The sequence below is a fragment of the Psychrobacillus sp. MER TA 171 genome (genome assembly GCF_023713305.1).
Classification (GTDB): domain Bacteria; phylum Bacillota; class Bacilli; order Bacillales_A; family Planococcaceae; genus Psychrobacillus.
Genome location: NZ_JAMAWN010000006.1, coordinates 125,608 through 150,825, shown reverse-complemented (window position 1 = coordinate 150,825; position 25,218 = coordinate 125,608). Strand labels below are relative to the sequence as shown.

Annotated in this window: 19 protein-coding genes; 16 read left to right on the top strand and 3 right to left on the bottom strand. The window is 37.5% G+C overall.

Annotation, left to right across the window (positions count from 1 at the left end; translation table 11 throughout):
• The first annotated feature begins 54 nt into the window (after positions 1-54).
• From M3627_RS08055 to M3627_RS08045, 3 genes are read left to right on the top strand one after another with little or no spacing between them, the layout of a single operon-like run.
• Positions 55-1,002, top strand: a complete 948-nt coding sequence (locus M3627_RS08055) for a 3-hydroxyacyl-CoA dehydrogenase family protein (RefSeq protein ID WP_251553570.1) — start codon at positions 55-57, stop codon at positions 1,000-1,002.
• Positions 995-1,759 carry an SDR family NAD(P)-dependent oxidoreductase gene (locus tag M3627_RS08050; RefSeq protein ID WP_169359083.1) on the top strand — a complete coding sequence of 255 codons (765 nt, stop codon included), beginning with the start codon at positions 995-997 and terminating at the stop codon, positions 1,757-1,759. The genes M3627_RS08055 and M3627_RS08050 overlap by 8 nt, the downstream gene beginning before the upstream one ends.
• A 16-nt stretch (positions 1,760-1,775) precedes the next feature.
• A complete protein-coding gene (locus tag M3627_RS08045) occupies positions 1,776-2,540 on the top strand; it encodes a 3-hydroxybutyrate dehydrogenase (protein WP_240949656.1) in 765 nt (254 codons plus the stop codon).
• Between the two features lie 302 nt (positions 2,541-2,842).
• On the opposite strand, the gene M3627_RS08040 is transcribed toward M3627_RS08045, so the two are convergent.
• Entirely contained in the window at positions 2,843-3,241 is a 399-nt protein-coding gene (locus M3627_RS08040) for a hypothetical protein (protein WP_169359081.1), read from the bottom strand.
• Between the two features lie 192 nt (positions 3,242-3,433).
• Between M3627_RS08040 and M3627_RS08035 the strand changes: the two genes are divergently transcribed.
• The 5 genes from M3627_RS08035 (at position 3,434) to M3627_RS08015 (ending at position 9,218) form a co-directional block, all read left to right on the top strand.
• Positions 3,434-5,536, top strand: a complete 2,103-nt coding sequence (locus M3627_RS08035) for an MMPL family transporter (RefSeq protein ID WP_251553569.1) — start codon at positions 3,434-3,436, stop codon at positions 5,534-5,536.
• Positions 5,537-5,561: 25 nt separating this feature from the next.
• Positions 5,562-5,783: a hypothetical protein gene (locus M3627_RS08030; protein WP_251553568.1), complete on the top strand. Its 222-nt coding sequence runs from the start codon at positions 5,562-5,564 to the stop codon at positions 5,781-5,783.
• A gap of 280 nt (positions 5,784-6,063) precedes the next feature.
• Positions 6,064-6,738, top strand: a complete 675-nt coding sequence (locus tag M3627_RS08025) for a response regulator transcription factor (RefSeq protein ID WP_251553567.1) — start codon at positions 6,064-6,066, stop codon at positions 6,736-6,738.
• Positions 6,735-8,117, top strand: coding sequence for a sensor histidine kinase (locus M3627_RS08020; protein ID WP_169359077.1), 1,383 nt, complete (start codon positions 6,735-6,737; stop codon positions 8,115-8,117). The genes M3627_RS08025 and M3627_RS08020 overlap by 4 nt, the downstream gene beginning before the upstream one ends.
• A gap of 114 nt (positions 8,118-8,231) precedes the next feature.
• Positions 8,232-9,218 carry a YecA family protein gene (locus M3627_RS08015; RefSeq protein WP_169359076.1) on the top strand — a complete coding sequence of 329 codons (987 nt, stop codon included), beginning with the start codon at positions 8,232-8,234 and terminating at the stop codon, positions 9,216-9,218.
• Between the two features lie 107 nt (positions 9,219-9,325).
• On the opposite strand, the gene M3627_RS08010 is transcribed toward M3627_RS08015, so the two are convergent.
• Positions 9,326-13,087 (bottom strand): S8 family serine peptidase, encoded by a 3,762-nt coding sequence (locus tag M3627_RS08010; protein WP_251553566.1) that lies wholly within the window; start codon positions 13,085-13,087, stop codon positions 9,326-9,328.
• A 427-nt stretch (positions 13,088-13,514) separates the two neighbouring features.
• Between M3627_RS08010 and M3627_RS08005 the strand changes: the two genes are divergently transcribed.
• The 5 genes from M3627_RS08005 (at position 13,515) to M3627_RS07985 (ending at position 17,596) form a co-directional block, all read left to right on the top strand.
• On the top strand, positions 13,515-13,763 hold the full coding sequence (locus M3627_RS08005; protein ID WP_205964018.1) for a hypothetical protein: 249 nt from the start codon (positions 13,515-13,517) through the stop codon (positions 13,761-13,763).
• Positions 13,764-13,845: 82 nt separating this feature from the next.
• On the top strand, positions 13,846-14,283 hold the full coding sequence (locus tag M3627_RS08000; protein WP_251553564.1) for a YusW family protein: 438 nt from the start codon (positions 13,846-13,848) through the stop codon (positions 14,281-14,283).
• 311 nt (positions 14,284-14,594) lie between these two features.
• Positions 14,595-15,443 carry a YflT domain-containing protein gene (locus M3627_RS07995; RefSeq protein WP_169359073.1) on the top strand — a complete coding sequence of 283 codons (849 nt, stop codon included), beginning with the start codon at positions 14,595-14,597 and terminating at the stop codon, positions 15,441-15,443.
• Between the two features lie 60 nt (positions 15,444-15,503).
• The gene (locus tag M3627_RS07990) at positions 15,504-16,451 is read left to right on the top strand and encodes an exonuclease domain-containing protein (RefSeq protein WP_251553563.1); all 948 of its coding nucleotides are present in this window, start codon (positions 15,504-15,506) and stop codon (positions 16,449-16,451) included.
• A gap of 293 nt (positions 16,452-16,744) precedes the next feature.
• Entirely contained in the window at positions 16,745-17,596 is an 852-nt protein-coding gene (locus M3627_RS07985) for an MBL fold metallo-hydrolase (RefSeq protein ID WP_251553562.1), read from the top strand.
• Positions 17,597-17,652: 56 nt separating this feature from the next.
• Here M3627_RS07985 and M3627_RS07980 read toward each other — a convergent pair whose 3' ends face one another.
• Positions 17,653-20,943, bottom strand: a complete 3,291-nt coding sequence (locus tag M3627_RS07980; RefSeq protein ID WP_251553561.1) for a DUF6359 domain-containing protein — start codon at positions 20,941-20,943, stop codon at positions 17,653-17,655.
• A 396-nt stretch (positions 20,944-21,339) separates the two neighbouring features.
• Here M3627_RS07980 and M3627_RS07975 point away from each other — a divergent pair, with 396 nt between their 5' ends.
• The 3 genes from M3627_RS07975 to M3627_RS07965 are packed head-to-tail and all read left to right on the top strand — an operon-like array spanning position 21,340 to position 25,212.
• Positions 21,340-22,365: an ABC transporter substrate-binding protein gene (locus tag M3627_RS07975; protein WP_251553627.1), complete on the top strand. Its 1,026-nt coding sequence runs from the start codon at positions 21,340-21,342 to the stop codon at positions 22,363-22,365.
• 16 nt (positions 22,366-22,381) lie between these two features.
• Positions 22,382-23,512, top strand: coding sequence for an ABC transporter ATP-binding protein (locus tag M3627_RS07970; RefSeq protein ID WP_251553560.1), 1,131 nt, complete (start codon positions 22,382-22,384; stop codon positions 23,510-23,512).
• Positions 23,509-25,212: an ABC transporter permease gene (locus M3627_RS07965; protein ID WP_251553559.1), complete on the top strand. Its 1,704-nt coding sequence runs from the start codon at positions 23,509-23,511 to the stop codon at positions 25,210-25,212. The genes M3627_RS07970 and M3627_RS07965 overlap by 4 nt, the downstream gene beginning before the upstream one ends.
• Positions 25,213-25,218 lie beyond the last annotated feature (6 nt).

The following is a 25,218-nucleotide window of genomic DNA, read 5'->3' as shown; positions in this document are numbered from 1 at the left end:
TGCATTTGCTTGTTGGGTATTGGTTATTAAAATACATATTAGGGGTGTGAACAAATGGAAAATGTATCAATTTTAGGTTGTGGGACAATGGGACACTCCATTGCTTTATCCGCAGCGTGGGCAGGGTTACATGTAAAAGTATATGGAGTTAGTGAGCAGGATCTGGAGATTGCTAAAAAAGGCCTTCAAAATAAAATAAAAGTAATGAAGGATAATGGATTGTTTGATGAAAAGGAAGCAGCACGCATTATGGACCTCATTAAGTTATCTATATCTCTAGAAGAGGTTGTAAAAGAGACAACCTTTATTATTGAAGTAATACCTGAAGTACTAGATCTTAAAAAAAATATGTATAAAAAATTAGAGGCTCTAGTGGATAAGGATGTTATTATAGCAAGCAATACGTCTGGCTTTATGCCAAGTTTATTGGCAGAGGGAATGGATCACCCTAATCGTTTTGTTGTTACACACTTTTGGAATCCCGGTCATCTAATTCCTTTAGTTGAAGTAGTAAAGGGTGAAAAGACAGATAACGGTACGGTTCAGCGAGCTATGCAAGTACTTCAGCATATGAAGAAGAAACCGGTTTTATTAAACAGAGAGATTCCAGGATTTATAGGGAATCGCTTACAGTACGCGTTATTTCGGGAAGCACAATCCCTACTTGATGCAGGGGTAGCAACTAAAGAGGACATCGATGCAGCAGTAACATATAGTATTGGGCGTCGTCTTCCGGTAACAGGTCCTTTAATGACTGCGGATATGGGAGGTCTGGATGTTTTTTCTGCTATTTCAAATTATCTTTTTGAGGACTTGAGCACCGATCAAAAATCCGGTAGAGTGCTTACACAGTTAGTGGAAGAGAATAAGCTTGGAGACAAAAGTGGAGAAGGCTTCTATACATGGGACGAGCAATTTTCTCAGCTTAAAAATGTAGAACGTGAACAGATGTTAATTCATTTTCTTAAGGGAGACATGAATTTAGGAGGTAGCGATGAATAATTTCTTTTCTGAGTTAGAGCATAAAACTGTAATTGTAACAGGGGGTAGCAAAGGAATAGGGAAAGATATAGCCCATACATTTGCTAAGCTAAAAGCTAATGTGGTGATTTCCGGACGAGAAGGTATAGCATTAGAGGAAACGCTGAAAGAACTACAAGGCTATAACGATCGATGCATCTCTGTTCAAGGCGATTTAAGTAAAATGGAGAACATTAATAATTTAATAGAGACGACAGTAAAAGAGTTTGGAACAATTGATGTACTTATCAACAATGCAGGAGTTAATATTGCAAAGCCTGCATTAGAAGTAACGGAGAATGACTGGGATACTGTCTTAGATTTGAATTTAAAGTCTGCATTCTTTACAAGCCAGGCAGCGGCTAAATTTATGAGTAAACAAAAAAATGGTAAAATTATAAATATAGCCTCTCAAATGGCCTTTGTAGGCTATTACAATAGAGCGGCATATTGTTCTAGTAAGGGAGGTCTAGTTCAACTAACAAAGGCTTTGGCAGTTGAATGGGCTAAGCTTGGTATTAACGTTAACGCGGTGGCACCTACCTTTATAGAAACAGAGTTAACTGCCAAAATGTTTGAAGATGAAGATTTTAAAAGGGATGTCGAAAATAGAATTCTCTTAAAGGGACTTTCGCAGCCAAAGGATATTTCTGGAGCAGTGTTGTATTTAGCCTCTGATTTGGCGAATTTCGTGACTGGCGAAACTTTAAAGGTTGATGGTGGATGGACTGCAATTTAAGATTGGAGGAATTCAATTGAAGGGTAAAGTAGTATTTATAACTGGGGCTGCCAGAGGAATTGGCTATGATGTCGCTAAGGCATTTTTAGAGGTAGGAGCAAGCGTAGTTATTTCAGATTTGAATAAAGTGGCATTAGACGAGGCTGTCTCCACTCTAAATGGGCAAGTAAAGGGTATTGTCTGTGATGTAACGAAAGAAGAGGACATAAAGAACGCCATTGAATCTACAGTAGATTCCTTTGGAAGAATAGATATATTGATAAATAATGCAGGCATGCAGCATGTTTCATTAATAGAAGATTTCCCGACAGAAAAGTTCGAGCTATTAATAAAAATAATGCTAACAGCTCCTTTTGTAGCTATGAAATATGCATTACCACACATGAAAAAGCAACAATTTGGCCGGATTATTAATATGGCTTCTATAAACGGCTTGATAGGATTTGCAGGAAAAGCCGCCTATAATTCGGCTAAGCATGGGGTGATTGGGTTAACAAAGGTTGCCGCATTAGAGGCTGCAGCTGATGGAATTACAGTGAATGCAATATGTCCAGGCTATGTGGATACATTGCTTGTACGCAACCAATTTGAAGATTTAGCTAGAACGAGAAATATCAAGGTGGAACAGGTACTGGAAGAAGTATTGTATCCCCTAGTTCCCCAAAGAAGATTATTAGACGTTCAAGAAATTACAGACTTAGCTTTGTACGTGGCAAGTGAATCTGCTAAAGGAATGACAGGCCAGGCAATCGTTTTAGATGGTGGTTATACAGCCCAATAATAAAAGAGATTGGGACATAATTAGTCTCACTTTTGGGTACTTGGAATAGTTTTGAAATTTACTAAATATAGAGGGAAACACTAGTTGTTCATAGCGAAAGCGGCGACTCCTAGGGGACAAGCGCGTGGGAGAGACTACAGGCTAAGGCAACGTGCCCCCAGGAAAGCGTCCGCTGAAGCGGAGAACAACGATGATGAAGTAGCAAAAAAAGCCCTGAAAATTTACAAACAGTAAAATTTTCAGGGCTTTTGAATTTTTAAGGTGGGTTTTGTCCCAGGCTCTTTTCTATATAATAATCTAAATTATGCTTTACTTGATTTTTCGGTAAAGAAGGTGATAACTAAGAACATAAAGAATGCAAAAAGTAAAACAGTTCCCCCTACGATAAAGAAGACCATAACCAATGTTTCATTTAAGTCAAAGGGATTTAGATTATACATCCACATGCCCAATGTTAATCCTAATGCGCCTATCATGGCACTAATACTTTGTACAGTTACCATCCATTTATGTTTGACTGTAAATACTTGATAAAAAATCCCCCATGCAAAGACAGATAACCATCCTACTAAAAGTATGTGAGCGTGGATTGGTCTTAGTGAGTAGTCCATCTGGCCCGCCATATGCGAACCAATATAAGTTCCAATCAGTCCAAATAATGCTGCAAAACGAATTAATCGTATACTCCAAGTTTTTTCCATTATTATCTCTCCTCTCAAAACCTCAGTTTAATGATTAAATATCTTTTCCACAAGTGGTAAATTTACTTTGACTTGAATATTTCAAATTTGATTAGAAAGAATATAAAAGTAAAAGGAAAGTTCATAGAGAGTTCATATACCTTCTGTAAACTAACTATTTGATAGAAATTTTGAAGGAGGAAAAACGCTCATATGAAAAAACTATTACACCCAATTACTGACTGGGTCTCAACTAAACGAGGCATGTGGATTACCATTATTGCTTGGTTAGTCCTCATGATTGGACTAAGTGCTGGGCCACAACTTGGAGAGTATAAGGTAACTAATTTTCAATCTTTACCTGACGATGCAGCTTCTATAATTGCCAGTGAAAAATTAGATGAATACTTCCCTAATGATCAAGGGACCCCTGGAATCCTAGTTTTTCATAACGAGGATGGAGAAGTAAATGTTGAAAGTGTAAAAAATATTCTTGAAGGTATTCAACAAGCAAATATTGATGGGATTGACACCATCGTTGATATTGCTTCATTACCAGAACAAGCACTAGCATCTTTTATCTCTGAGAACGGTACAACTATGATTGTACCTATGAATCTCGAGGCTGGATTAGGAAATGATCAATATGCTGAGATTAATGATGAAGCTTCCAAGATTGGGAACGACATAGCTAAAAGCACTGGGGATACACAATTCTATATTACTGGTCCTGCGGGTATTGCAGGAGATACTGTAAAGCTATTTGAACAGGCAGATATCCAATTGTTACTTGCTACTATAGTTATTATTTTAATATTATTAATAGTTATTTATAGATCACCATTGCTGGCATTTATCCCATTGTTAGCAACTGTTATCGTTTATCAGGTAGCAAACCAAACGATTGCTCTTTTGGGAGCAGGTGGGTTAGAAATTAATAACTCTACTACTTCGATTATGAGTATTTTATTGTTTGCAGCTGTAATTGATTATTCGTTATTCGTATTCTCACGTTATCGTGAAGAGTTGAATCATTATGAAAGTAAATATGAGGCAATGAAATATGCGATGCGTGCTACTGGTGAGCCAGTATTCTTCGCTGGAGGAACAGTCCTAGCTGCTATGCTTGTTCTATTCTTTGCTGATTTCCGTGATTATCAAAACTTTGCACCAATTTTTGGGACAGCTGTATTTATTATTATGATTGCTTCCATTACATTAGTGCCTGCCTTATTTACTTTGTTTGGTCGCAAAGCATTTTGGCCAAAAGTACCAAAGTATGGAGATCAAAAAGAAGTAAAACATGGCATATGGGGGCCAGTTGCTAAATTTGTTGTTAACAAACCATTTTTGACAGGTGGTCTTGTCTTTGTATTGATGGTTATCACTGCATTAAATATGTTTAATCTAAAATTTGAATTCGATACCGTTAAGTCATTCCCAGAAGACCTACCTTCTCGTGAGGGTTATGAAATAGTTGAATCTAACTTTGACAAAGGTGAGCTTGCTCCTACGTCTATTTTAGTAGAAAGTAATTCAAACCTTTCAGATGATCAAGTAGAAGACTTAAGAGTCTTACTTGAGGAGCAAGAGAATGTAGCTTCTGTGCGGTTAACTAACGCTAATGAAGAACAATCCTTAGTAAAATATAGCCTAGCATTTGATATCAATCCTTATTCGACTGAAGCAATTGATCATATGGGTGATATGCGCACAAGTGGCAAGGATATACTCAAGGCTGCACAAATTGATGGAGATATTCATTTTGCTGGCACTACAGCTAAGCTTGTAGACGAGCGGGAAACTAACAGCAGTGATATCTATAAGATAGTGTTATTGGAAACATTATTAATAGTAGTTCTATTATTTGTTTTGACTCGATCATGGAAAATGCCTCTATACATGATGGCAACTATTCTTCTTTCCTATTTATCAGCATTAGGATTAGGGATTTTCCTTGTAGATGTGTTATTTGGTTACGAGGCAATAAGCACACGAGTTCCAGTTTATTCCTTCATCTTCTTAGTTGCACTTGGGATCGACTACAATATAATTTTAGTCTCCAGGTTCATAGAAGAACGTAAAAACTACAAGGTAAAAGACGCTCTGGAAATAGCGATCCGTAATACAGGTGGAGTAATTTCTTCAGCTGGTATCATTCTTGCGGCAACATTTGCAGCACTAACAACAATGCCAATAGCAGATCTATTCGTCTTTGGCTTCATCGTATCAATAGGGATCATTATAGACACATTCCTAGTTCGCGGAATGCTTCTCCCAGCTCTAATACTCCTATTCGAAAAAGATAAGAAGTAATATAGAAAAGCGGAGGCGCCTGTCTTTGCCCCGACAGGCAAATGGGAAAAAGCGAGGAGGCAGCTCTTCAGCCACCGGAGCTTTTCACCATTTGACCCCGAGGGGCAAGGCGCCGGAGCTAGACACCAAGAAAAGCGCAAGCGCCTATGTCTGCCCCGACAGGCAAATGGAGAAAAGCGAGGAGGCAGTTTCCCCAGCCACCGGAGCTATTATCCATTTGACCCCGAGGGGCAGACATAGGCGCTGAAGCTAGACACCGAGAAAAGCGAAGGCACCTATCTCTGCCCCGACAGGCAAATGGAGAAAAGCGAGGAGGCAGTTTCCCAGCCACCGGAGCTATTATCCATTTGACCCCGAGGGGCAAGGCGCTGAAGCTAGACACCGAGAAAAGAGAAGGCACCTATCCCTGCCCCGACAGGCAAGCTGTAAGCTGATATAATAACTTAAAACAATTAGAGGGTGTTTCGTAAGGTAACTTACAAAACACCCTCTTTTAAAACAGGCATTAAAGAAGGTGGCGTAGATCCATGAATATCCTTGTAGTAGATGATGATGTAAATATACAGACATTAGTTATGATTCATTTAAAGAGGGCAGGTTATGAAGTAATGACAGCTAAAAATGGAGAAGAGGCCCTTACTTTATTAAAGGATGATTGGGCAGACTTAGCTGTGGTCGATGTAATGATGCCGGGGATGGATGGCTTTGCTTTGACGAGAATTTTAAGTGAAGAATATGATATCCCGGTAATTTTATTGACTGCTAAAGGAGCATTAGAAGATAAGGAGCAAGGCTTTTTAGCAGGCTCAGATGACTATTTAGTAAAACCTTTTGAGCCAAAGGAATTACTTTATAGAATTGCAGTTATATTACGTAGACTGGACAAGACCTTTAAGCCAATTATGGTAATTGGTAACGTAACTATTAATCGCTCTACCCATGAGGTCACCGTAGGCAAACAAACCCTCTTACTGCCTTTAAAGGAGTTCGAGCTTTTAAGTGTATTATCCTCTAAGCCAGAACAAGTTTTCACAAGAACTAGTTTAATGGAAAAAGTGTGGGGTTACGATTATGAAGGAGACGACCAAACATTAAATACACATATTAAGCGTTTAAGACAACGACTAGAGAAAGCGAAGGCTCAGATAGAGATTCAGACAGTGCGAGGTCTTGGTTATAAGCTGGATGTGATAGAACCATGAGATCCTTGTATAGACAATATACTTTAGCCACTTTGTTTATTATTGGGATTAGTATTCTTGCTGGTTTTCTAATTGTAAGTATCGTTTATAATTTACAAATTAAAGAAAAGAATGATGAGAAAAACGTTGGAGTGGCTATAGAAATTACTTCCGTCTTAGAAAAAATGCATGGAGGGGGCTTCAATAACTATCTAGAATCCATAACTAAGCTGGGGTATCAGGCATATGTCATTAATGAAAATGAAGAAGAATATTCTTATGGTGAACCATTCCAAGATACTGAGCTACCAGAAGAAATTCGTTTGGAAGTCTTAAATGGAAATATTTATCATGGGATGCGTGATTATCAAGGTAAGTTTTTTATCTTTAATCATTATGCAAATAGTGTTAGAAATACTGTTGGTATTCCCTTCGAGCATGAAGGAATAGTTTACGGTTTATTTATTCGTCCAAATAACCAGCTACTGTTCTCTGATATGCATTTATTGCTGTTAGGCTTCCTACTCGCACTGGCAGTAATAATTCTTACTTCTATGCTATTACTGGCTAAGCAACTAGTTAAACCAATTAAACAATTGAATGACGCAACCAAACATGTAATGGTGGAGAATTATCGAGTGGAATTAGATATTACCCGTAACGATGAGCTTGGGCAGCTAGCTAGAAATTTCTCTAACATGGTTAAACAGCTTGAGCTTAACGATGAGGCAAGAAAGGCATTTATAAGTAATGTGTCCCATGACTTCCAATCGCCTCTTTTGAATATACAAGGGTACGCCGACCTTTTAAAATCAACCGACCTTAGTAAGGAAGAAAGAGAAAATTATATTCAGGTGATTGATCAGGAGGCGAAAAGATTATCCAATCTGACCAAGCAACTTTTGTTGTTAACCTCTCTGGATCAATCTGCAAGACCAGTAAGGAAATCTGATTTTAGATTAGACGAACAGCTTAAGAAGGTCATTTACAAGTATAGATGGAGAATAGAAGAGCAGAATATGGATCTTTCTTATGAGATGGAACCTGTTATGTATTATGGAGATATAGATTTGTTGGAAAACGTATGGGATAACGTGCTAACGAATGCTATTAAATATAATGTAGCAGAAGGTGAAATTTCTATTAAAGTGATAGACGGTAGTGACTATGTAAGAATTTCCTTCCAAGACAGCGGAATTGGTATGAAGGAAGAAGAGATAGATCAAATCTTTGAGAGATTCTACCGTATAGATTCATCTAGAACAAAGGAAGGCTCCGGTCTAGGTCTCGCGATTGTAAAAGAAATTGTTGAATTGCATAAAGGCAAAATAGAAGTGACAAGCAATATAAACGAGGGGACCTTATTTGTTATTTTGTTACCTAAACAAATAGCTTTTTAAACCGAATTTAAACGTTCCATTTAACTATTTCATTGCTTATTGTGGGGAGAACTTAATTTAGGATGAAATTCGTGTTAAAATAAGCACTTAGCATATAAGAAGGAAGTGTTTTAAATGATAGGACGAAATGATCCTTGTCCATGTGGTAGTGGGAAAAAATATAAAAAATGCTGTGAGTCTAAACAGACTATTTCTATAGAGGAAGTTAAAACGGAAGAATTAGAACGAGTGTTACAGACGTTTTATGATGAATATCCAGAAAGAAAAGATTATACAGCTTTTGGAGATTATGCTGCAACGTGGATTAAATCCTTAAAAGGCTTTATGGAGCAGGAAATGATAGAAGCAATAGCAATGGATGAATTCTTCTTTCACCAACGTTTAGATATTTGGACAGGTTATTTAGAAAAGCAACGTAAGAAAATAGCTCGCCCTTCGACGTTGAAGGTGTTAGATAGCTGGAATGAGCCAAGTGCTTTTGTTGGAGAGGTAACGGTTGTGGAGGCGGAGTATTTAACTGTCAAGCATATATTGACCAATGAAGTAATCTTACTCAGAAGAGAAAATGATAAGCCGGTTCCGACTGGCATGCATATATATTGCTTTATATTGCCGGATGGCCAAGGAGACAACCATTACTTGGCTGTTTCAAGTCTTGTGTTTTTCCCTACGGATCATAAGGTAGTATTTGAGGAGTTTACGAAAGAATTTAAATCAGGCAAGGATACAACAGACAAAGAATTCCTTAAAGAAAATGGCTTGAAACTTTGGGTTGCCCTTGGTAAAAATGGCTATCAGGGTGGAGAGTATACCTTCTTTGAAGCAGGGGTACTTCAGCAAGCGATGGATTTTCTAGAAAAAAATCAACGTGACTATACTAAATTGATAGAAGCCGTAGAAGATTATTTATTTGAGCAACAGCCTAATGCTAGAAAAGAAGTAGCAATAGCTGCAGGTGCCATAAGATTTGGACAAGATAAAGGTTTCTTTGAGCCATTAGACTTAACGGTTAAAGAAATTGCTGAGACATTTGAAGTTTCAACATCTTCTTTAAACAAATACTATAATGATCTGCTAGCGTATTACGAAGAAAAACAGTAAAAAAGTAAAGGTAAAAACAATAAAGCTCCGAAAATTTACGAACTGTAAATTTTCGGAGCTTTCTTTTATGTGGGAAGGTTTGTGAAACCCTTAAGGACTAGGAAGAATTACTTCTTTCCATTTCCGTTACCATTTCCGTTTCCGTTGCCGTTGCCATTGCCATTGCCATTACCGTTTTCTTTCTTCTCCACTGTAATGGTCTGAGTAGTTTCATGGCCTACTAAATCTACAACTTTTAAAACAAATTCATTTTTTCCTGGCTCTAAAGGTAGCTCTACATCAACTGTTTCGCTATAGCCGTTCATTGCGTACGGAGATGAAACAGGTCGATAGAAGACTTCGCTATCGTTTAAATAAAGGCGAACTTCATCAAAGTTGTCTCCAACCTTTACTTGGATGACAGGATTTTCTGCATCTGCCTCTAGTTTACCTTTTGGAAGAGACTTTTTAACAGCTTCTACAGTCGGTTTTTGACTATCTACAATAATTTTGCGAGTAATAGCCATTTTATTATCAAATTCGTCTATAGCTTCTACATTCACACTTTGTACCCCGTCTTTAAGCGATAACGTATGAGAGAATGCTTTGCCGTCAAATGAGCTAGCTGGTACTCCATTAATTTTTAATGATTTAATCTTAGAATCATCTTCAACTGTACCTTGTACTAAAACTTCACCTGTTTTATAGTAACCGAAAAACTCAGGTGATTGGATGTAGATGACAGGTTCTTTTGTTTCTTTTTCTGGAGCTGGTTCCGTTTCAGGTGCTTCTTCAACAGTAATTTCTTCTACGGTTGAGTTACCAGCGATATCCCATACTTTAACGGTTACCTTATCTCCAGCTTTAGCCTGTTCTATTACATAGCTTTCAAGTGTTGCTGCTTCTGTAATTTCTTCATCATTCAAGTACACTTCAATACGATCAATTCCAACACCTTGATCGCTTGCATTAGCTACAGTAAGTGTTTTTGTTTCCAAGTCAAATGCAATTTCAGCTGTAGGAGCTTTTGTATCTAAGATGATAGGGTACTCAATCGTTTGCCACTCAGCACCTGCATAATCGATGACACCTCTTAGCTGAATTTTATATTGACCATCAGCAGCAGGTTTACCGTTAATCATGCCGTCCCATGCATTTGCATTTGAGAATGTATATGCGTTGGAAGCAATATAATGTTTTCTTAAATACTTTTCTGTTCGAATGGTACGTAGTTTTTTCCCATTTGCATCTAACACATTAATTTGAAGATCCTTGACGTTACGCATTAATGAGTACACAGGAATTACTTTGTCTAAATTTCCATCTCCGTTAGGGGAGAAAGCAAACTTAGTAGGATCGAACTCTTCACTTAAAGTAGATCCGTTGATAAAGTTACCTTTATCATCAGCTAATCCTTGGAATCCCCAGTACGTTAAATCTTCCCATAGGAATTCATCAAAAATAGAAGCATCGTCCCAAGATCCATTAAACCCGAAGAATGGGACTGTTAATGGTACATTTCCAGAAGTTTCTTCAGAAGGATCGACTAAACGCACGAATCCATCGATGAAGTAACCATTAGAGAAGTATTGCTTTAACCACTCAGAGTTAGAAGCGTCTACTGAAACCTGAATAGTAGTTTCTCCATTTGCAGGAACTGTGACAGTTGTTGGTGCTGACACGTTTGCATCTGATTCATCTAAAACATAAGAGCCATAAGTTGAATCATTTGGAATCGTTACATAGTTAGCTCCAGCGTTAACTGGACGGTCTACTTGTAATTGTACATCTACATTATAAGTTTTTGCTTCATTGCTATAGTTCTTAGCTTTTAAAGAGAAGTTAAATTGATTTCCACTGATTTCTTTTAATGCTACTTTAGCTTCACCAGTTGCACTATTGGTAACTACGACATCCGTTTCTAAAGCATTAGCAAGTTGCATAATTCCAGCACCTTGACGACGAGGAGATACGTACTCACCAGCTTTTAACTCAATTGGTTTAGCTGTATTCATCATTAGATTTTTAGCGAATTGAACACGTTCTGCGCCAGTTAGTCCAAATTCTTCATTTACACGCTCTAATACTAATGCGGTACCACCTGCAACGTGTGGAGCTGCCATGGATGTACCACTCATTAATCCGTAATTATCATCGTTTAATGTAGAGAAAATATTGCCACCTGGAGCAGTAATCTCTGGTTTAAAATCTAAGTTAGGAGTTGGACCCCAAGAAGTAAATGAACTCATTTTACCTTTAGTAGGGTTTGGTGTATCAATATATTTGCCATCAAATGAAACAGTTACTGTTTGACCAGCATCAATTCCAGCTTTGATAGCTAGTCCGTCAGCTTGTAAAGCAGACATAAATGGAATACGAATCGCAGGGTCAGAAGCCATATTAATAGTTCCTGCAGCATTGTTATATACAATAACTCCAACCGCGCCAGCTTCTTGTGCATTTAAGCCCTTTTCGACAAATGAGATGCTGCCACGAGAAACTAAAGCAAATTTACCCGCTACATCTTTACTAGCAAACTCCTCTGGTGTACCTAATCCAGCTTCAACAACCTCATAGGAATCGCCAGGTAAATCAGCAGGCTCCTTATCATTTGCCAGTAAGAACATTGCTCGTCCAGCATCAGTTCCATCAAAAGCATATTGGAAGCTAGAAGCAGTTATTGAATCATTCTCATAGGAAGCTACTCCAAATGAATCTTCTGAAACAGAAGGGGAACCTGTTAAACCATAATCTTGGTTAGAAGCATATGGATACCAAGTGCCTGAGCCAAACATGTCAGAATTACCGGCAGAAATAGCTACAAGTAGTCCATTATTTTGCGCGCGAGTTACGGCTTGCTGTTCTGGGCTTTCACTATTTACAAATCCTGCAGTTGAACCAAGGGACATGTTTAACGCGTCCGCACCAAGTTTAATTGCATCATCCATTGCCTTTACATAAACGTCTCCATACGTAGAAGGGAATAATGGGTCGTTACCAAATACCTTCAGTGCAAGAAGCTGCACTTCTGGGGCAACCCCCTTAATACCGCCATTTTCTTCATCTCCGTTAGCACCTACTGTACCGGATACGTGCATTCCGTGCATGGAAGCATCAGGACCAATGTCTCGAATCTCTGTGTTTTCATCCATATAGTTATAACCGAATGGAACCTTTGGAGTGAAAAATAAACCAGGTTCAATAGATCCGTCATTTAATAACGCATTTACTTCTGCAGAAGTAATCTCTCCCGTATTTTCATCCGATAGGACCATATCGCGGTGGTTAGGATCTATTCCTGTATCGATGACACCAACAACCATACCTTCACCCTTAAAGGAATATTTCTCCCAAGCCAATTGGGCTTGTACAAGTTCCTTAGAATGCACCATTTGAGGTGTTATTTTGGGGCGGTCATATTCTGTAGATTCATAGACTCTTTTGACACCATCAATTAGGCCAATCCCTGCAACGTCTCTAGCATCTACTTCAGCAGAGAATCCATTAAATATTGCAGTAAACTCTTCTTTATATTGTATGTTTTTTGAAACTCTTTTAACTTTGTCTTTTACATTACGTTGATCAGTTTCAATAGCAGATTCAACTGATTTTCTTTCAGATTTCGATAGGTTCTTGTATAAAACCCCTTTTTTGGTTGCTGTCTCAATGGCTGGAGCCTTTTCCAGTTCCACAATGATTCGCACCTTTTCGCTAGGATTCTCTGGAACTCGTAGCCTTTCTGGTACTCTTGGTGTTTTCTGCACTTGAGTATTGGTGATAGATTTTTCTATCTGTTTTGCAGCTACAGGACTTGCTAATCCTAATGATGCAGAGCTAAACATTAGCGATGTTACCACAGCTAGAATAGTAGTTTTTTTCTTAATTCCCAATCCCTTTTCCTCCTCTTAAATATGTTTAATATATCTACTAGAACTTACCATATATTCAGAACATTTAAAATAGAGTGAGAGAGTATACGTGAGACGTGTAAATAGAGGATATGGAAGGAAAATAATCGATATGTCGCACTAATTTGTTTTTTTAGTAATTTCATAGTCTTGGATTTGATTGATAAAGGCTTAGGTATTTATGATTGTTTTTGCAAAGAAAATCGTGATAAATCTAAAGGAGTATGATTCTTACAAGATTATTTCATGCTTTGATGAAAAAAATAAAAAAAACCCCTATTTTGTAAAAATAGTGCTAAATATATACGGTTAGGTCTTTTAGTTCAGTTATCCTGGCGAAACTTGTCGAAAATGTTTAGTGATTGTCAAAAAGGATATACATAAATAAACGAAGAAGGAGTGGATAAAAATGGACAAAAAGAATGTAAATGACCATAACGTAAACCATAAGGATTCAGAAAAACAAGATATTCCTGGACGTATATTAGACAATCCTGATCTTCTAGACACTGAAAAGGAAAGTATTTTTGATAGAGATGAAGCGATGAAAAATGTAGATCCCATTCCTATGGAGGAATTAAATCAAAAAGTAAAAGATGAAAGTAACCATAGTAAGACTAAAAATACTTCCGCAACAGATAAACGATATCCAGGATAATTCTTACTAATGTTTAAGAAATCATTTTCTAGACAATGCTAGTAATAGTAATAGTAATAAATTAGTAAGGAGTGACTTATATATGATTAGTACTAAAGGTAAAATACTAAGTAGCGTTTTTTTATCATCGGCTCTTCTTTTAGGGGCATGTGGAGACAAGGAGGAGGTAAGCGATCCGCCTACCACTGAAGCAGCAGAAAGCGAGTTTGGTTTTACTTCTTTTGATTTAGATATTGATACTGCTGAACAGCGAGATGCAGTAGAAGCTTCCTTTGAAGTGGAAACAAACGGAGTGGAAGCAGAGTATGTGAATTCACTAGACTCTCAAAAACTTCACGGAGATGAAGCTTACGAATTCTTAAAGCCAATCTTTACTGACTTAGCTTTAACAAAAGATATGACTAAGGAAGAAGTAATAGAGAAAGTTAATACAGCATTTGGGATCAGTGACTATACTGAATTTGACCTAGAGATTCTTTACGAGGATGGTCAAGAAATTGAGTATAGAGATAATAAATAAATTTTGTTTATGAATGTGAGAAAAGGTATCGGGAGATTAACTCCGATACCTTTTTTATTTTAAAAACAATTAATTAATTTTACCAGTGGAATGAGGCTACTCTTCAGAAGGTATTTGTAAAAGCGGAAATCAATATTATCTTGTTCTTTCTTGATTGAACGTGTGTAGAGAATTAGAAATAACGTAATTAATATAATATGTAAAATATTAAATTAATGTTAAAAAATAGAGGGGGAGGTTAGAAAGTTTGTAACGTGGGTATTCAAGCAATAACACATTAAATAAAAACTAAAAAAACAGGAGGAATACACATGAACTTAAATTCAAACAGAAAGATTGAAATTGCTCGGACTGAGGAAGATATGTACGAAAAATTAGAACATCTGCAAAAACAGGGATATGAAGAGAGTGATATTCATGTAATTTCATCAGAGAGTACTCACTTGAATGCGTTAAATCGCTATTCGGATGTAACCACGCACGAAGCTGGCACATTCATAGACAAATTTAAATCGTGGTTTACAGGAGAATCTGCAATTGTAGAGGGACTAAAAAAGCTAGACTTAACTGAAGAGGAAGCAGAACAATATGCAAAAGAGGTAGCTTCAGGAAGTATTGTATTATATACAGACGCTGTGCCTGAAGGGGATTCCCTAGGAGCTAGCGCGAATGATGAGGCAGCTGCAACCACTGATTATACAGATACAGTAGGAACAGATGTAGTGCAAAATCGATTTACAGAAGGAGAAGCACCAATCTCAGATTATGCTAAGGAAAGTGGCTTTACTCCCTCTACAAATAATATGGTGAACGAAACGGATGGCCGTTTAGATGAGCCACAGGATAAATTTGTTAGAGGAGAAACCTTTGCTACAGACCCATTGCTTGTAAGAGATGAGAATCATGTAGGACATACCATGCAAGAGGACAAGTTAGTACAGAACAAGCGTCCTACCATTGAGGAGAGTATAACTGTAGAAGAAAAATCTTATGGGTCGCAGTCTCCAGGTTCAGATCCAAATTTAGGTCCAGCAGCTTTTGGAGACGATCAGGCGGAACTGAATGAGGAAGAACGAAGAGTTAATCAACAGCAGCAGGAAGAAAAACTAGAACGTCAAAAAAAACTAGATGAACATTCACCAGTCAATAGATTATATTAAACATTGAAATCCCCTCTATTTAGAGGGTTTTTCTATGTCTGAAGCTACTAGTATGAGATAATGGTAGCATACGAAAAATTAGAGGTGGTAAACATGGATTTTGTTGCAATAGATTTTGAAACTGCCAATAGTTTACGAACTAGTGCTTGTTCAGTTGGAATTGTAGTAGTAAGAAATGGTGAAATAATAGAAGAAGTTCAAACGCTTATTAATCCACTTAGTGAGTTTAATTATTACAATACAAAAATTCATGGAATTACAGATTACATGGTTCAGGATGCACCAACATTTCAAGAGTTTTGGCCGCAGCTAAAACCTTATATAGATCAACAAACGATTATAGCCCATAATGCAAGTTTCGATATTGGCGTACTAAAAGAATCGGTTAATAGATGCTACGAAGAACAACCTCAATTCCAATATGCTTGTTCTTATAGAATTGCTAAAAAAATATGGCCGGATTTGTACAACCATAAACTATCCACAGTAGCCAACTATTTAAGTATCCAATTCAAACATCATGATGCATTGGAGGATGCAAGAGCTGCAGCATTAATTACAATCGAAGCAATGAAAAAAACAAGAACGAGCTCATTAAAAGAAATGTCTCTTTTACACAAGATCAAAGTTAATAGTTCCCTTGATACTAAGAAAGCCCCTTCCAGAGTAAAAAAGAGCAAGGAAGACATGGCCCTTCCTTTTATAGTTCCAGACAATATTGAGAAAAATACTCGTCATCCATTTTATGGTGCAAATATTGTTTTTACAGGGAAAATGGATTCTATGACAAGATCGAATGCAGCTAAATATGCTGCTGACCGTGGAGCTACCTGTAAAGGGGCCGTAGACATAGATACAAACTTTTTAGTAGTTGGAGATCAAGCACTTATGAAGTATGTAGAGGGTGTAAAAAGCTCCAAAATGCAAAAAGCTGAGGACTTAATCCAAAAGGGGATTCCTTTAGAAATAGTTGGAGAGCAGGATTTTTTAAGGTTAGTTAAACATTAAACATAATGATAAAAACAAAGGATGATTATAAAAGCCATCCTTTGTTTTTTTATACGTACACTAAATTATTCTTTAATCATTGGGAGAGAGGTTGGATTATTGTTTCCCCATAGGAAAGTATTAATGTAAGAAGAGAAGCTATATATATCGAGGCTATTGCAGGGACTATATGTTATTTATACAAAATAAAGAGATAGAAGGTTTAAAGTGGTGGGTAAAAGTGTAAACGATAATAAAGTATAAATTTGGGGAGGGAAGAGAAACTAAGATAATATGGAAGGGGATTAAATATTATGGACAATTCGATATCTTACGGAGACGATTATAAGTATATACCGACGACATCTGTTGGTAGTGGTGTAGGTTTAGAGATTCTACCAGATGTCTTTTGTTACACCATTCAAATTGTAAACGTTTGTTTAGTAGGGAAGCCAGGTACAGATGATTTCGTTTTAGTAGACGCTGGAATGCCTAAGTCTGCTGATAAGATTATAGAGATAGTGGAGGAACGTTTTGGTGAGAATAAAAAACCAAGGGCGATCATCTTAACACATGGACATTTTGATCATGTAGGAGCTATTAAAGAGCTAGTTGAAAAGTGGAATGTCCCTGTATATGCTCATCCACTGGAACTTCCTTTTTTAACGGGAGCGCAGGATTACCCAGATCCGGATACTTCCGTAGAAGGAGGAATGGTTTCCAAAATGTCTGGGATGTTTCCTGTTAAAGCAATAGACCTGAGAGATCATGTACACATCTTACCAGAGGATGGCTCTGTTCCTTTTATGCCAGGTTTTAAGTGGTTTCATACTCCAGGTCATTCCCCAGGGCATGTTTCGCTATTTAGAAAAGAAGATGGACTATTGATCGCCGGTGATGCATTTGTTACGGTCAAACAAGAGTATTTATACAAGGTGTTTACACAAGAACAAGAAATAAGTGGACCCCCTCGTTATTTGACAACAAATTGGGAGGATGCAGAATACTCCGTAAAACTTCTAGATTCCTTGAAGCCTGATATAGCGGTAACTGGTCACGGACTTCCAATGCGCGGTGAAATACTTAAAAGCAATCTTCATTTATTAGTTAGTGAATTTAAACGAATTGCCAAACCAAGCCACGGGAAATTTTTAGACCATGAATAAACATAAAAGAATCCTATCACCTTTGAAAAGGGATAGGATTCTTTTGTGAATGGGTATCACTTTTTTGCTGCTTGTACAGTTACTTTAATAGTAACAGATTTGTTACTATAAGTAGCTTTAATGGTAGTGCTTCCGGCAGATTTAGCCGTAATTACTCCTTCATTTACAGAAACGATATTTTTATCATAGCCACTATATTCTGCATCTGCAGTTACATCAATAGTAGAATTTTTCTTCCCTTTGTTATTTAACATAGCTGTAAGCTTAAATGTTGATGATTTATTAACATCTATTTTAATATGCTTTTTATCCACTTTTAGATTAAGGATTTTAGGCAGAGATGGTGGTGACTCTTGTTCCTTCAAGTCAACTTGAATAATAATTGGGTCATGGTCAGAAGCACGTCCATGAATTTCCATATAGTTAGCGTTGATATGAATCATATCCACTGCTGTTTTTTCTACTAAATTATTTGTTATTAAAATATGGTCTAAGACTTGGTTGTTCCCTTGATAGTAATAGGAGAATCGTTCACCTGCAGGAACCTTCTCTACCATATTAGTTAATATTCCACCCTTTAAAGCTGCTAATGCAGGAGTAAATTCAAAGTCATTCATATCTCCGGCCACTATCACCTTCAAGTTAGGGTCTTTTGCTTGTCCTGCTTTTACGAAATTGTTAATCATAGTCGCAATCTCGATTCGCTCAGCCTCTGAACCTAACAAAGGTGGCTGGTTTTTCCCGAATAAAGGTTGATCTCCACCCTTAGAATTTAAGTGAGCACCGATTACAACTACTTTTTCACCTTGGAACTCAAATTGTGCAGCAAGGGGCTTACGGGTATTTTCCAAAGGTAAGTCTAAAATACGTCCAGGATTTAAAGTGAGATTTCCTCCCTCATCCCAAGCAACCGAATCAGTTGAACTTCCTTTCGTACCCTCAGAAAGTGTTACCCTTTCCGGGTTGTATAGGTAGCCAACTCGAATATTTCCCCCAGGTTGTCCACCATCACGATTATATTCAGGTGCAATATCCGTCCATGCATACGCAGGTCCGCCTTCCTCCACAATGGCAGCAATTAACCGCTCATAGCTCGCAGAAGCATCGGAATTTCCAGAGTCAGTAGGACCGTCGTTATCTTGAACTTCTACTAATGTAATAATATCTGGGGATTTCATATTTTCAACAAATGATCGTGCAATTTTTACAACCTTCTCGTTTGGTGTGCTTTCGATGTTAGCGGAGAAGTTCTCTATATTATAAGCAGCGACCGTCAGCTTCTCTTCGCTTGGAACGATTTCTGTTATCGTAATAGGTTTTTCAACACGAGTGATAGGAGGGAGCGATTCCTCATCAGTCCATAGCTTAAAGTTTCCAAAACCAAAGCCCATGACTCCGACAATCTCCTCTGTAAAATAATCACCAGATTTTGCATCATAGTTCTCATTATCGATTAATACTGTAATTCTTTCAGGGTTATAGTCATCAGCAGAAATATTAATACCACCTAGAGCATTAAATGTAGTATTAACCGAGTTGCCAGCCACGACCACAATTTCACCATAATCTTGAGGTCCAACGACTTTTGCATTTGGCACAGCTAGGCGCATTAACTCCACGGATTCCCAAAAGTCTATTCCATCCTCAAAAGGATCGAAGGAAGTCAGACCATCGTTATCAATAAGCTCTGTTGGAGGATGAATATCCTCTCCGATTACTAATGGTTCTGGTAGCTCTGCAGTTCCTGTTTTAAGTGTTTCAGTAGCTCTGATTCTAGTGACTGGTAGGTCGTTTGCTTTCATGTCAGAATAGCCATCGTAATACCATTCCTCCACTGTCCCGTCAACTGTTACTAAGTCGCCAACCATTACACCATTAGAGCTTTTATTAACAATAATTGCTTCAGATGTATGGTGGTTATCATCAGGGTTAATATCCTGAATAACAAAATTAGCTGAATTATACAAGTGTGTTACTACACCAGTAACATTTTGTACAGTCGCACCTTCATAATCAGAAAAGTGACCTTGTCCTTGGATATCACGGATAGAAAGGTTCTGTGTTTTTAAAACGTTATACGTAAATGAAAAAATTTCAGAGGTAGTGTCTCCAATTGCGATTGCTTTAATCGTTGTATCTTTTGTTAATGTAATTGGTTCGGTATATTTTGTACTTGATACCGTTGGGGCAGAGCCATCTAGTGTGTAATAAATACTTGCATTATCCCAAGGAGTCGTTAATGTAATTTCTGTTCCTTCAGAGACGGTTCCAGGGTAGATATTTGGATACACGGCAGGCTTGTTTACTTGCTCAAAGCTTTCTAAACCAAGTGTTTTAACTTGGTAAGTAGTGTTAAAAATGGACCCAATACCAGATACATTAATTAAATCACCGTTTTTATATTGCTTAGTAAAGGTTTCATAATCAAGACCGTTGCGATTATCATTGCGAATAATGATGGATTCACCGTTTTCGTGTGTGACGGTGAATTCAAAAGTTCCAAAATCATTAACCGCTGTTAAATTAGAAATCGTTACATTATTTAATAGTATTCTCTCGCCTTGTGTCTGTTCATTGACTCCAGCAGGTGTTATTTCTTGAACAGATGGTAAAGGGTTACCAGAAGAGAGTTTTTTTATAGTAGTAGGCTGAATTTGCAACTCTCCACTATATGGGCTAACCTTTCCTTCTAATTCAACGATATCCCCTGGATTTACATCAGCAGAGCTAGTATATGCATAGAGACCACCTGTTTCATCTTGAATATAGAAAGCTTTACCTCCCCAATAGCCAAGACCAGTTGTCACAGTTCCGGTCACACGTATCACTTTATTTTGGTCTGTAATAGATCGCGCTTCTGCAATATTATCTACTTTTTCAACGTCAGTCGGAGGGGTCTCTCCTTCAGAAATTATAGTATAGGCACTTGCGCTTCTCATGCCAGGAACTGAGAAATAGGCAGCCAAAGTTCCTGTTACCGTAACCTCACTTTGGAACAAGCTTGGATTGTCTACTAAGTTTAGCCCAGCACGTACAGTACCTGTCGGAAGCTGTACTGGGAGAATATTAGCTGGATTAGTCTCTTCCGGAGAATCAGCTAAACCAATATTGGTTGCTACAGTAAAAGGAGCTTCTTGGTCGTAAGAACTTCCAGAGGATGCGGTACCTACTATATATCCTTGAACAGTTGCATTACCAGTGTTATTAGAGATAGCTTCCGCTACAGAAATAGGTTCAGCTGCTTCGACTTTGGATACAGAGAGAAAAGGAATAACCATGGAAACAATTAACAGTAGCGAAAGGAATATCTTGCTAACTGCACTTTTATCGCTCACTCTTTTTATCATACATTCACTCCTAGGAAAATATTTTAAGTTCAAAAGGAGTATAGCAGAGGATTATTGCAAAATTATTTAATTTCCATAAATTTTTAGTTTTTTTATTAAAAACAGGAGAGAAGTAGTGATTGAGGAAAAGTAAGGGGTATAAAAGGATTATTGTTAAATGGTAATAAAGAATCTTTAGAACTCACGTGGAATAATTAAATAGTATTGTACTATATTTATCTATTTCGAATTTTAATAGTTGTAATCATCAGAATTTATTGTATAATTTAAATTAGTTAAATAACTAGGCAGAGACGATGAGATGAAAGCCTAAATGTAAGCCTTTTTGAAAAGGCTTACATTTGGCGTTCATCTTTATTTTTTTGCCATTAACACAACAAAGGGGGATTTAAGGTGATGAAAATGACGGGGCTAGTTGCAAGTATGTTGCTTGCGGGAAGTATTTTAGCTGGTTGTGCAGGGGACGATTCAAGTGAAGGAGGAAGTGGAGGAGGACGAATAACTCTTTATTCTCCTGAAACACCTGATTTTACTAAAGAATTAGCAGCTAAATATGAAGAAGTTCACGGTGATAAAGTTGATGTTCAATACGCTGGCACCAACGTTCTTGTGAATCAAATGCTAGCAGAAAAAGATAATCCAAAAGCTGATGTATGGTATGGAGGAGGAGGAATACTACCTTTTGAAGCAGCTGTAGAGCGTGGTATTTTGGCAGAATATATTCCAGATTTTGCAGCAGATTGGGACATAGTTGAAGATGGCATTAAGATGAAGCATGAAGATGGAAAGTATGTTGGAATCGAAATTTTCGTTCTAGGGTTTTCATATAATACGGAGTTAGTAACTGAGGAAGAAGCGCCAAAAACGTGGGAAGATCTGTTAGATCCTAAGTGGGAAGGAAAAATTCAATTTCCTAATCCAGCAGCTTCTGGGACTGCAACATTAATGGTTATGGACCAAATGATGAGAAAGGGTGAGGATGAGGCTTGGAAGTACTTTGAGCAATTAGTTAAGCAATCTAACTCTATGCCAGACTCTGGTTCCGCCCCAACTAAGGGGGTAGCGATGGGAGAAGCTCATATTGGTATTGGCTTTGACTTTATGGCTTATGAACAAAAAAGTAAGGGAGAAAGTGTAGACTTCATTGTTCCTGATCAGACACCAGTTCTTGTAAACCCAGCTTCCTTAATAGAAGGAGGTCCCAATGCTGAAGGCGGTAAGAAATTTATTGACTTCTTGTTATCAGAGGATGCTCAGCAAATTATGGCAGACTGGTATCATATCCCAATTAATCCGAATGTAGAATCTAAAACACCATTGAATTTAGAAAAAGTTAAAGAGGTAGCGGTAGATTTAGATATAGATTGGGTTAACGAAAACTACGACAGAGTAAGAAACGAATGGAAAGATAAATTTCAATAAATAAGGGTGAATATAAATGGGATCAGTAAAAATTAGTAACATCACGAAAAAATTTGGGGACGTTACTGCACTTCATGATATTAACCTTGAAATCAAGGAGGGCGAGTTTTTCGCTCTTCTTGGTCCTTCGGGATGTGGGAAAACGACCACTATGAGATGTATTGCCGGTTTTGAAAGCCCTACTTCAGGAAAAATTTACATAGGGGACAATGAAGTAGAGAACATTCCTGCAAATAAGCGGAATTGTGGCATGGTTTTTCAAAGCTATGCATTATTTCCTCATATGAATGTATTTGACAATGTTGCCTACAGTTTAAATATTAAAGAGCTAAACTCTAGTAATCCTGTTAAACAGTTAGGGATTTACGCCCGGTTATTGAATAAAAGATTAGGAAAGACACCAAAAGCAATACATGAGAAAGTGATGAAAATTCTACAATACGTTGAGTTAGATAAATATGCGAATCGTCTAACTAGTGAGCTTTCTGGGGGGCAACAGCAAAGGGTTGCCCTGGCTAGGGCATTGGTGATGGAGCCAGCCGTGTTATTGATGGATGAGCCACTTTCAAATCTTGATCAAAAGCTACGTCACTCGATGAGGAATACGATTAGATCCATACAACAGGATTTAGGAATCACAACTATTTTTGTTACACACGACCAAGAAGAGGCGATGAGTATGGCCGATCGAATTGCAGTGATGGACAAAGGGGAAATCGTGCAAATTGGAACACCAACAGATTTATATAGTAATCCATCTACACCTTTTATAGCTGACTTTGTTGGTACTTCCAATATATTAAAGGGGAAAGTTATAGGGGAAGAAAATGGCTTGCTTATTGTTAGTGGAGATGGTTTTCAATTGAAATCCTCCAATAAGTCTGCTAAGGAAGAGGTAGATATTATTATACGTCCGGAACACGTAATGGTAGAGCCTGTTCATAGTTTAGTAGATTCTTCAACAACGAATGTTGTAGTTGGAAAGGTGATTATGTCAACTTATTTAGGGTCGATTGTTCGCTACGATGTCAAGGTTGGAGAATATCAATTAATCGTGGATACAACTTATTCTACAGGTGCTAATATATTCGAAGAAGGAAGAGAAGTAAAGCTAACAGTAGAGTTTGAAAGGGTGCTATTGATATGAAGAAGTCATTAAAAAATTTCAGTGGCTTGTCAGTAGTAAAAATATTTATATACGTTTTTTTTGGCCTTTTCATGCTACTACCATTATTTTCAGTGTTTCTTGTAAGCTTCACAGGACAGCCAATAAATATTTTGGGTTCTATAACAGACCCTTCAATTTTTAGTTCAACTATTGAAAAGTTAAAAGGATCGTCGTTAGAGAACTATAAAAAGATTTTTACAAACTCTGGGTATTTAGATGCCTTAAAAAATAGTTTATATTTAGGTTTTTTAGTAACAGTTATTGTCATTACCCTTTGCATTCCTATGGCCTATGGGATCGCACGGACTAAAATGCCCTTTAAAAAGACAATTTCCGCATTATGTACAATTCCGTTAATCGTACCTACTTTTATATCTGCTTATGCTTTTATTATAATGTTTGGCAGAGCGGGTTGGGTAACTGAAATATACAACCTATTAGGTGGAGAAGGAATGTTAATCGACCCGTATTCTATGACAGGAGTAGTCATGGTACAAGTGTTTTTCTTCTTCCCTTACGCATTGTGGCCATTAGTTGCCGCTTTTAAAATAAGCGACATTAGTTTAGAAGAAGCTTCGCAAAACTTAGGAGCAAAGAATTGGTTCACATTTGTCTTTGTAACTTTCCCATTAGCACTACCAGGCATTATTTCTAGTGCATTATTAATTTTTACGGTGAGTTTTTCAGATTTTGGAACCCCGATTGTGCTAGCTCCGAAAGAGTTAAACCTTTTGGTAGTAGAGGCTTATCGAGAAATAGCCGGCTTCTTCAACTGGGGTGGTGCTGCTATTTTAACAGTAGTCATGGTCATTGTTGCAGCATTCTTTTTCTGGCTTCAACACCTATTTACGAAAAGTAGAAATTATGGTTCTGTTTCTGGTAAACCAAAAAAACAAAAATTAATAGAAAATAAATTATTAACAAGATTACTGTCGGGTTACTCTTTTTTAGTAGTTTTAATCCCTCTTTTCGCTATGTTATCTGTAGCATTACAATCTGTTGCTACTACTTGGGGAAAAGATTTACTGCCTAACGGTTATACCCTTAATCACTATAAAACAATTTTTTCAACCTCTATGGGGAATATACAAAACAGTATTATGCTAGCGACCGGAGCACTTGTATTAAGTGTTATCATAGCAACCTTTGTATCTTACTTTGTAGTAAGACAGAATTCATCTAAGTTAGATTTCATGGCATCAATACCTTTAGTTGTCCCTGGTATTGCATTTGGGATAGCTTTGATTCAAACATTTAACACAGCTCCATTGCAGTTAACTGGTACTGCCGTTCTACTAATCATTGCCTATACGATCCGAAGACTGCCCTATATGGTTAGGTCTACTATGGGAGCGATGAGAGCAATTAAGCAGGACATTGAGGAGGCCGCTATCAATCTTGGAGCAACACCTTTAACTGCTGCTATAACTATAGTTGGACCGCTTATGCTCCCTGGAATAGCTGCTGGATCCGTTTTAGTATTTATAACCGTAATTAAAGAGGCGAGCGTATCCATACTACTGGCTCCTCCTGAATGGGCACCAATGAGCTTAGCTATATTCCAAAATATTCTTCGTGCTGAGTATTACTCAGCTGCAGCGATGTCGATTGTTCTTATTGTACTTGTGCTTCTACTACAAGGTGTAGCTAACTTCTTATCAAGAAAACAACAGTTATAGGTTATT

Excerpts from the sequence above, each read along its gene's own strand:
- M3627_RS07980 (WP_251553561.1), bottom strand. The coding sequence starts at position 20,943 with ATGATAAAAAGAGTGAGCGATAAAAGTGCAGTTAGCAAGATATTCCTT.
- M3627_RS07995 (WP_169359073.1), top strand. The coding sequence starts at position 14,595 with ATGAACTTAAATTCAAACAGAAAGATTGAAATTGCTCGGACTGAGGAA.
- M3627_RS07970 (WP_251553560.1), top strand. The coding sequence starts at position 22,382 with ATGGGATCAGTAAAAATTAGTAACATCACGAAAAAATTTGGGGACGTT.
- M3627_RS08015 (WP_169359076.1), top strand. The coding sequence starts at position 8,232 with ATGATAGGACGAAATGATCCTTGTCCATGTGGTAGTGGGAAAAAATAT.
- M3627_RS08035 (WP_251553569.1), top strand. The coding sequence starts at position 3,434 with ATGAAAAAACTATTACACCCAATTACTGACTGGGTCTCAACTAAACGA.
- M3627_RS07990 (WP_251553563.1), top strand. The coding sequence starts at position 15,504 with ATGGTAGCATACGAAAAATTAGAGGTGGTAAACATGGATTTTGTTGCA.
- M3627_RS08055 (WP_251553570.1), top strand. The coding sequence starts at position 55 with ATGGAAAATGTATCAATTTTAGGTTGTGGGACAATGGGACACTCCATT.
- M3627_RS07965 (WP_251553559.1), top strand. The coding sequence starts at position 23,509 with ATGAAGAAGTCATTAAAAAATTTCAGTGGCTTGTCAGTAGTAAAAATA.
- M3627_RS08020 (WP_169359077.1), top strand. The coding sequence starts at position 6,735 with ATGAGATCCTTGTATAGACAATATACTTTAGCCACTTTGTTTATTATT.
- M3627_RS08000 (WP_251553564.1), top strand. The coding sequence starts at position 13,846 with ATGATTAGTACTAAAGGTAAAATACTAAGTAGCGTTTTTTTATCATCG.
- M3627_RS08025 (WP_251553567.1), top strand. The coding sequence starts at position 6,064 with ATGAATATCCTTGTAGTAGATGATGATGTAAATATACAGACATTAGTT.
- M3627_RS08040 (WP_169359081.1), bottom strand. The coding sequence starts at position 3,241 with ATGGAAAAAACTTGGAGTATACGATTAATTCGTTTTGCAGCATTATTT.
- M3627_RS07975 (WP_251553627.1), top strand. The coding sequence starts at position 21,340 with ATGAAAATGACGGGGCTAGTTGCAAGTATGTTGCTTGCGGGAAGTATT.
- M3627_RS07985 (WP_251553562.1), top strand. The coding sequence starts at position 16,745 with ATGGACAATTCGATATCTTACGGAGACGATTATAAGTATATACCGACG.
- M3627_RS08050 (WP_169359083.1), top strand. The coding sequence starts at position 995 with ATGAATAATTTCTTTTCTGAGTTAGAGCATAAAACTGTAATTGTAACA.
- M3627_RS08005 (WP_205964018.1), top strand. The coding sequence starts at position 13,515 with ATGGACAAAAAGAATGTAAATGACCATAACGTAAACCATAAGGATTCA.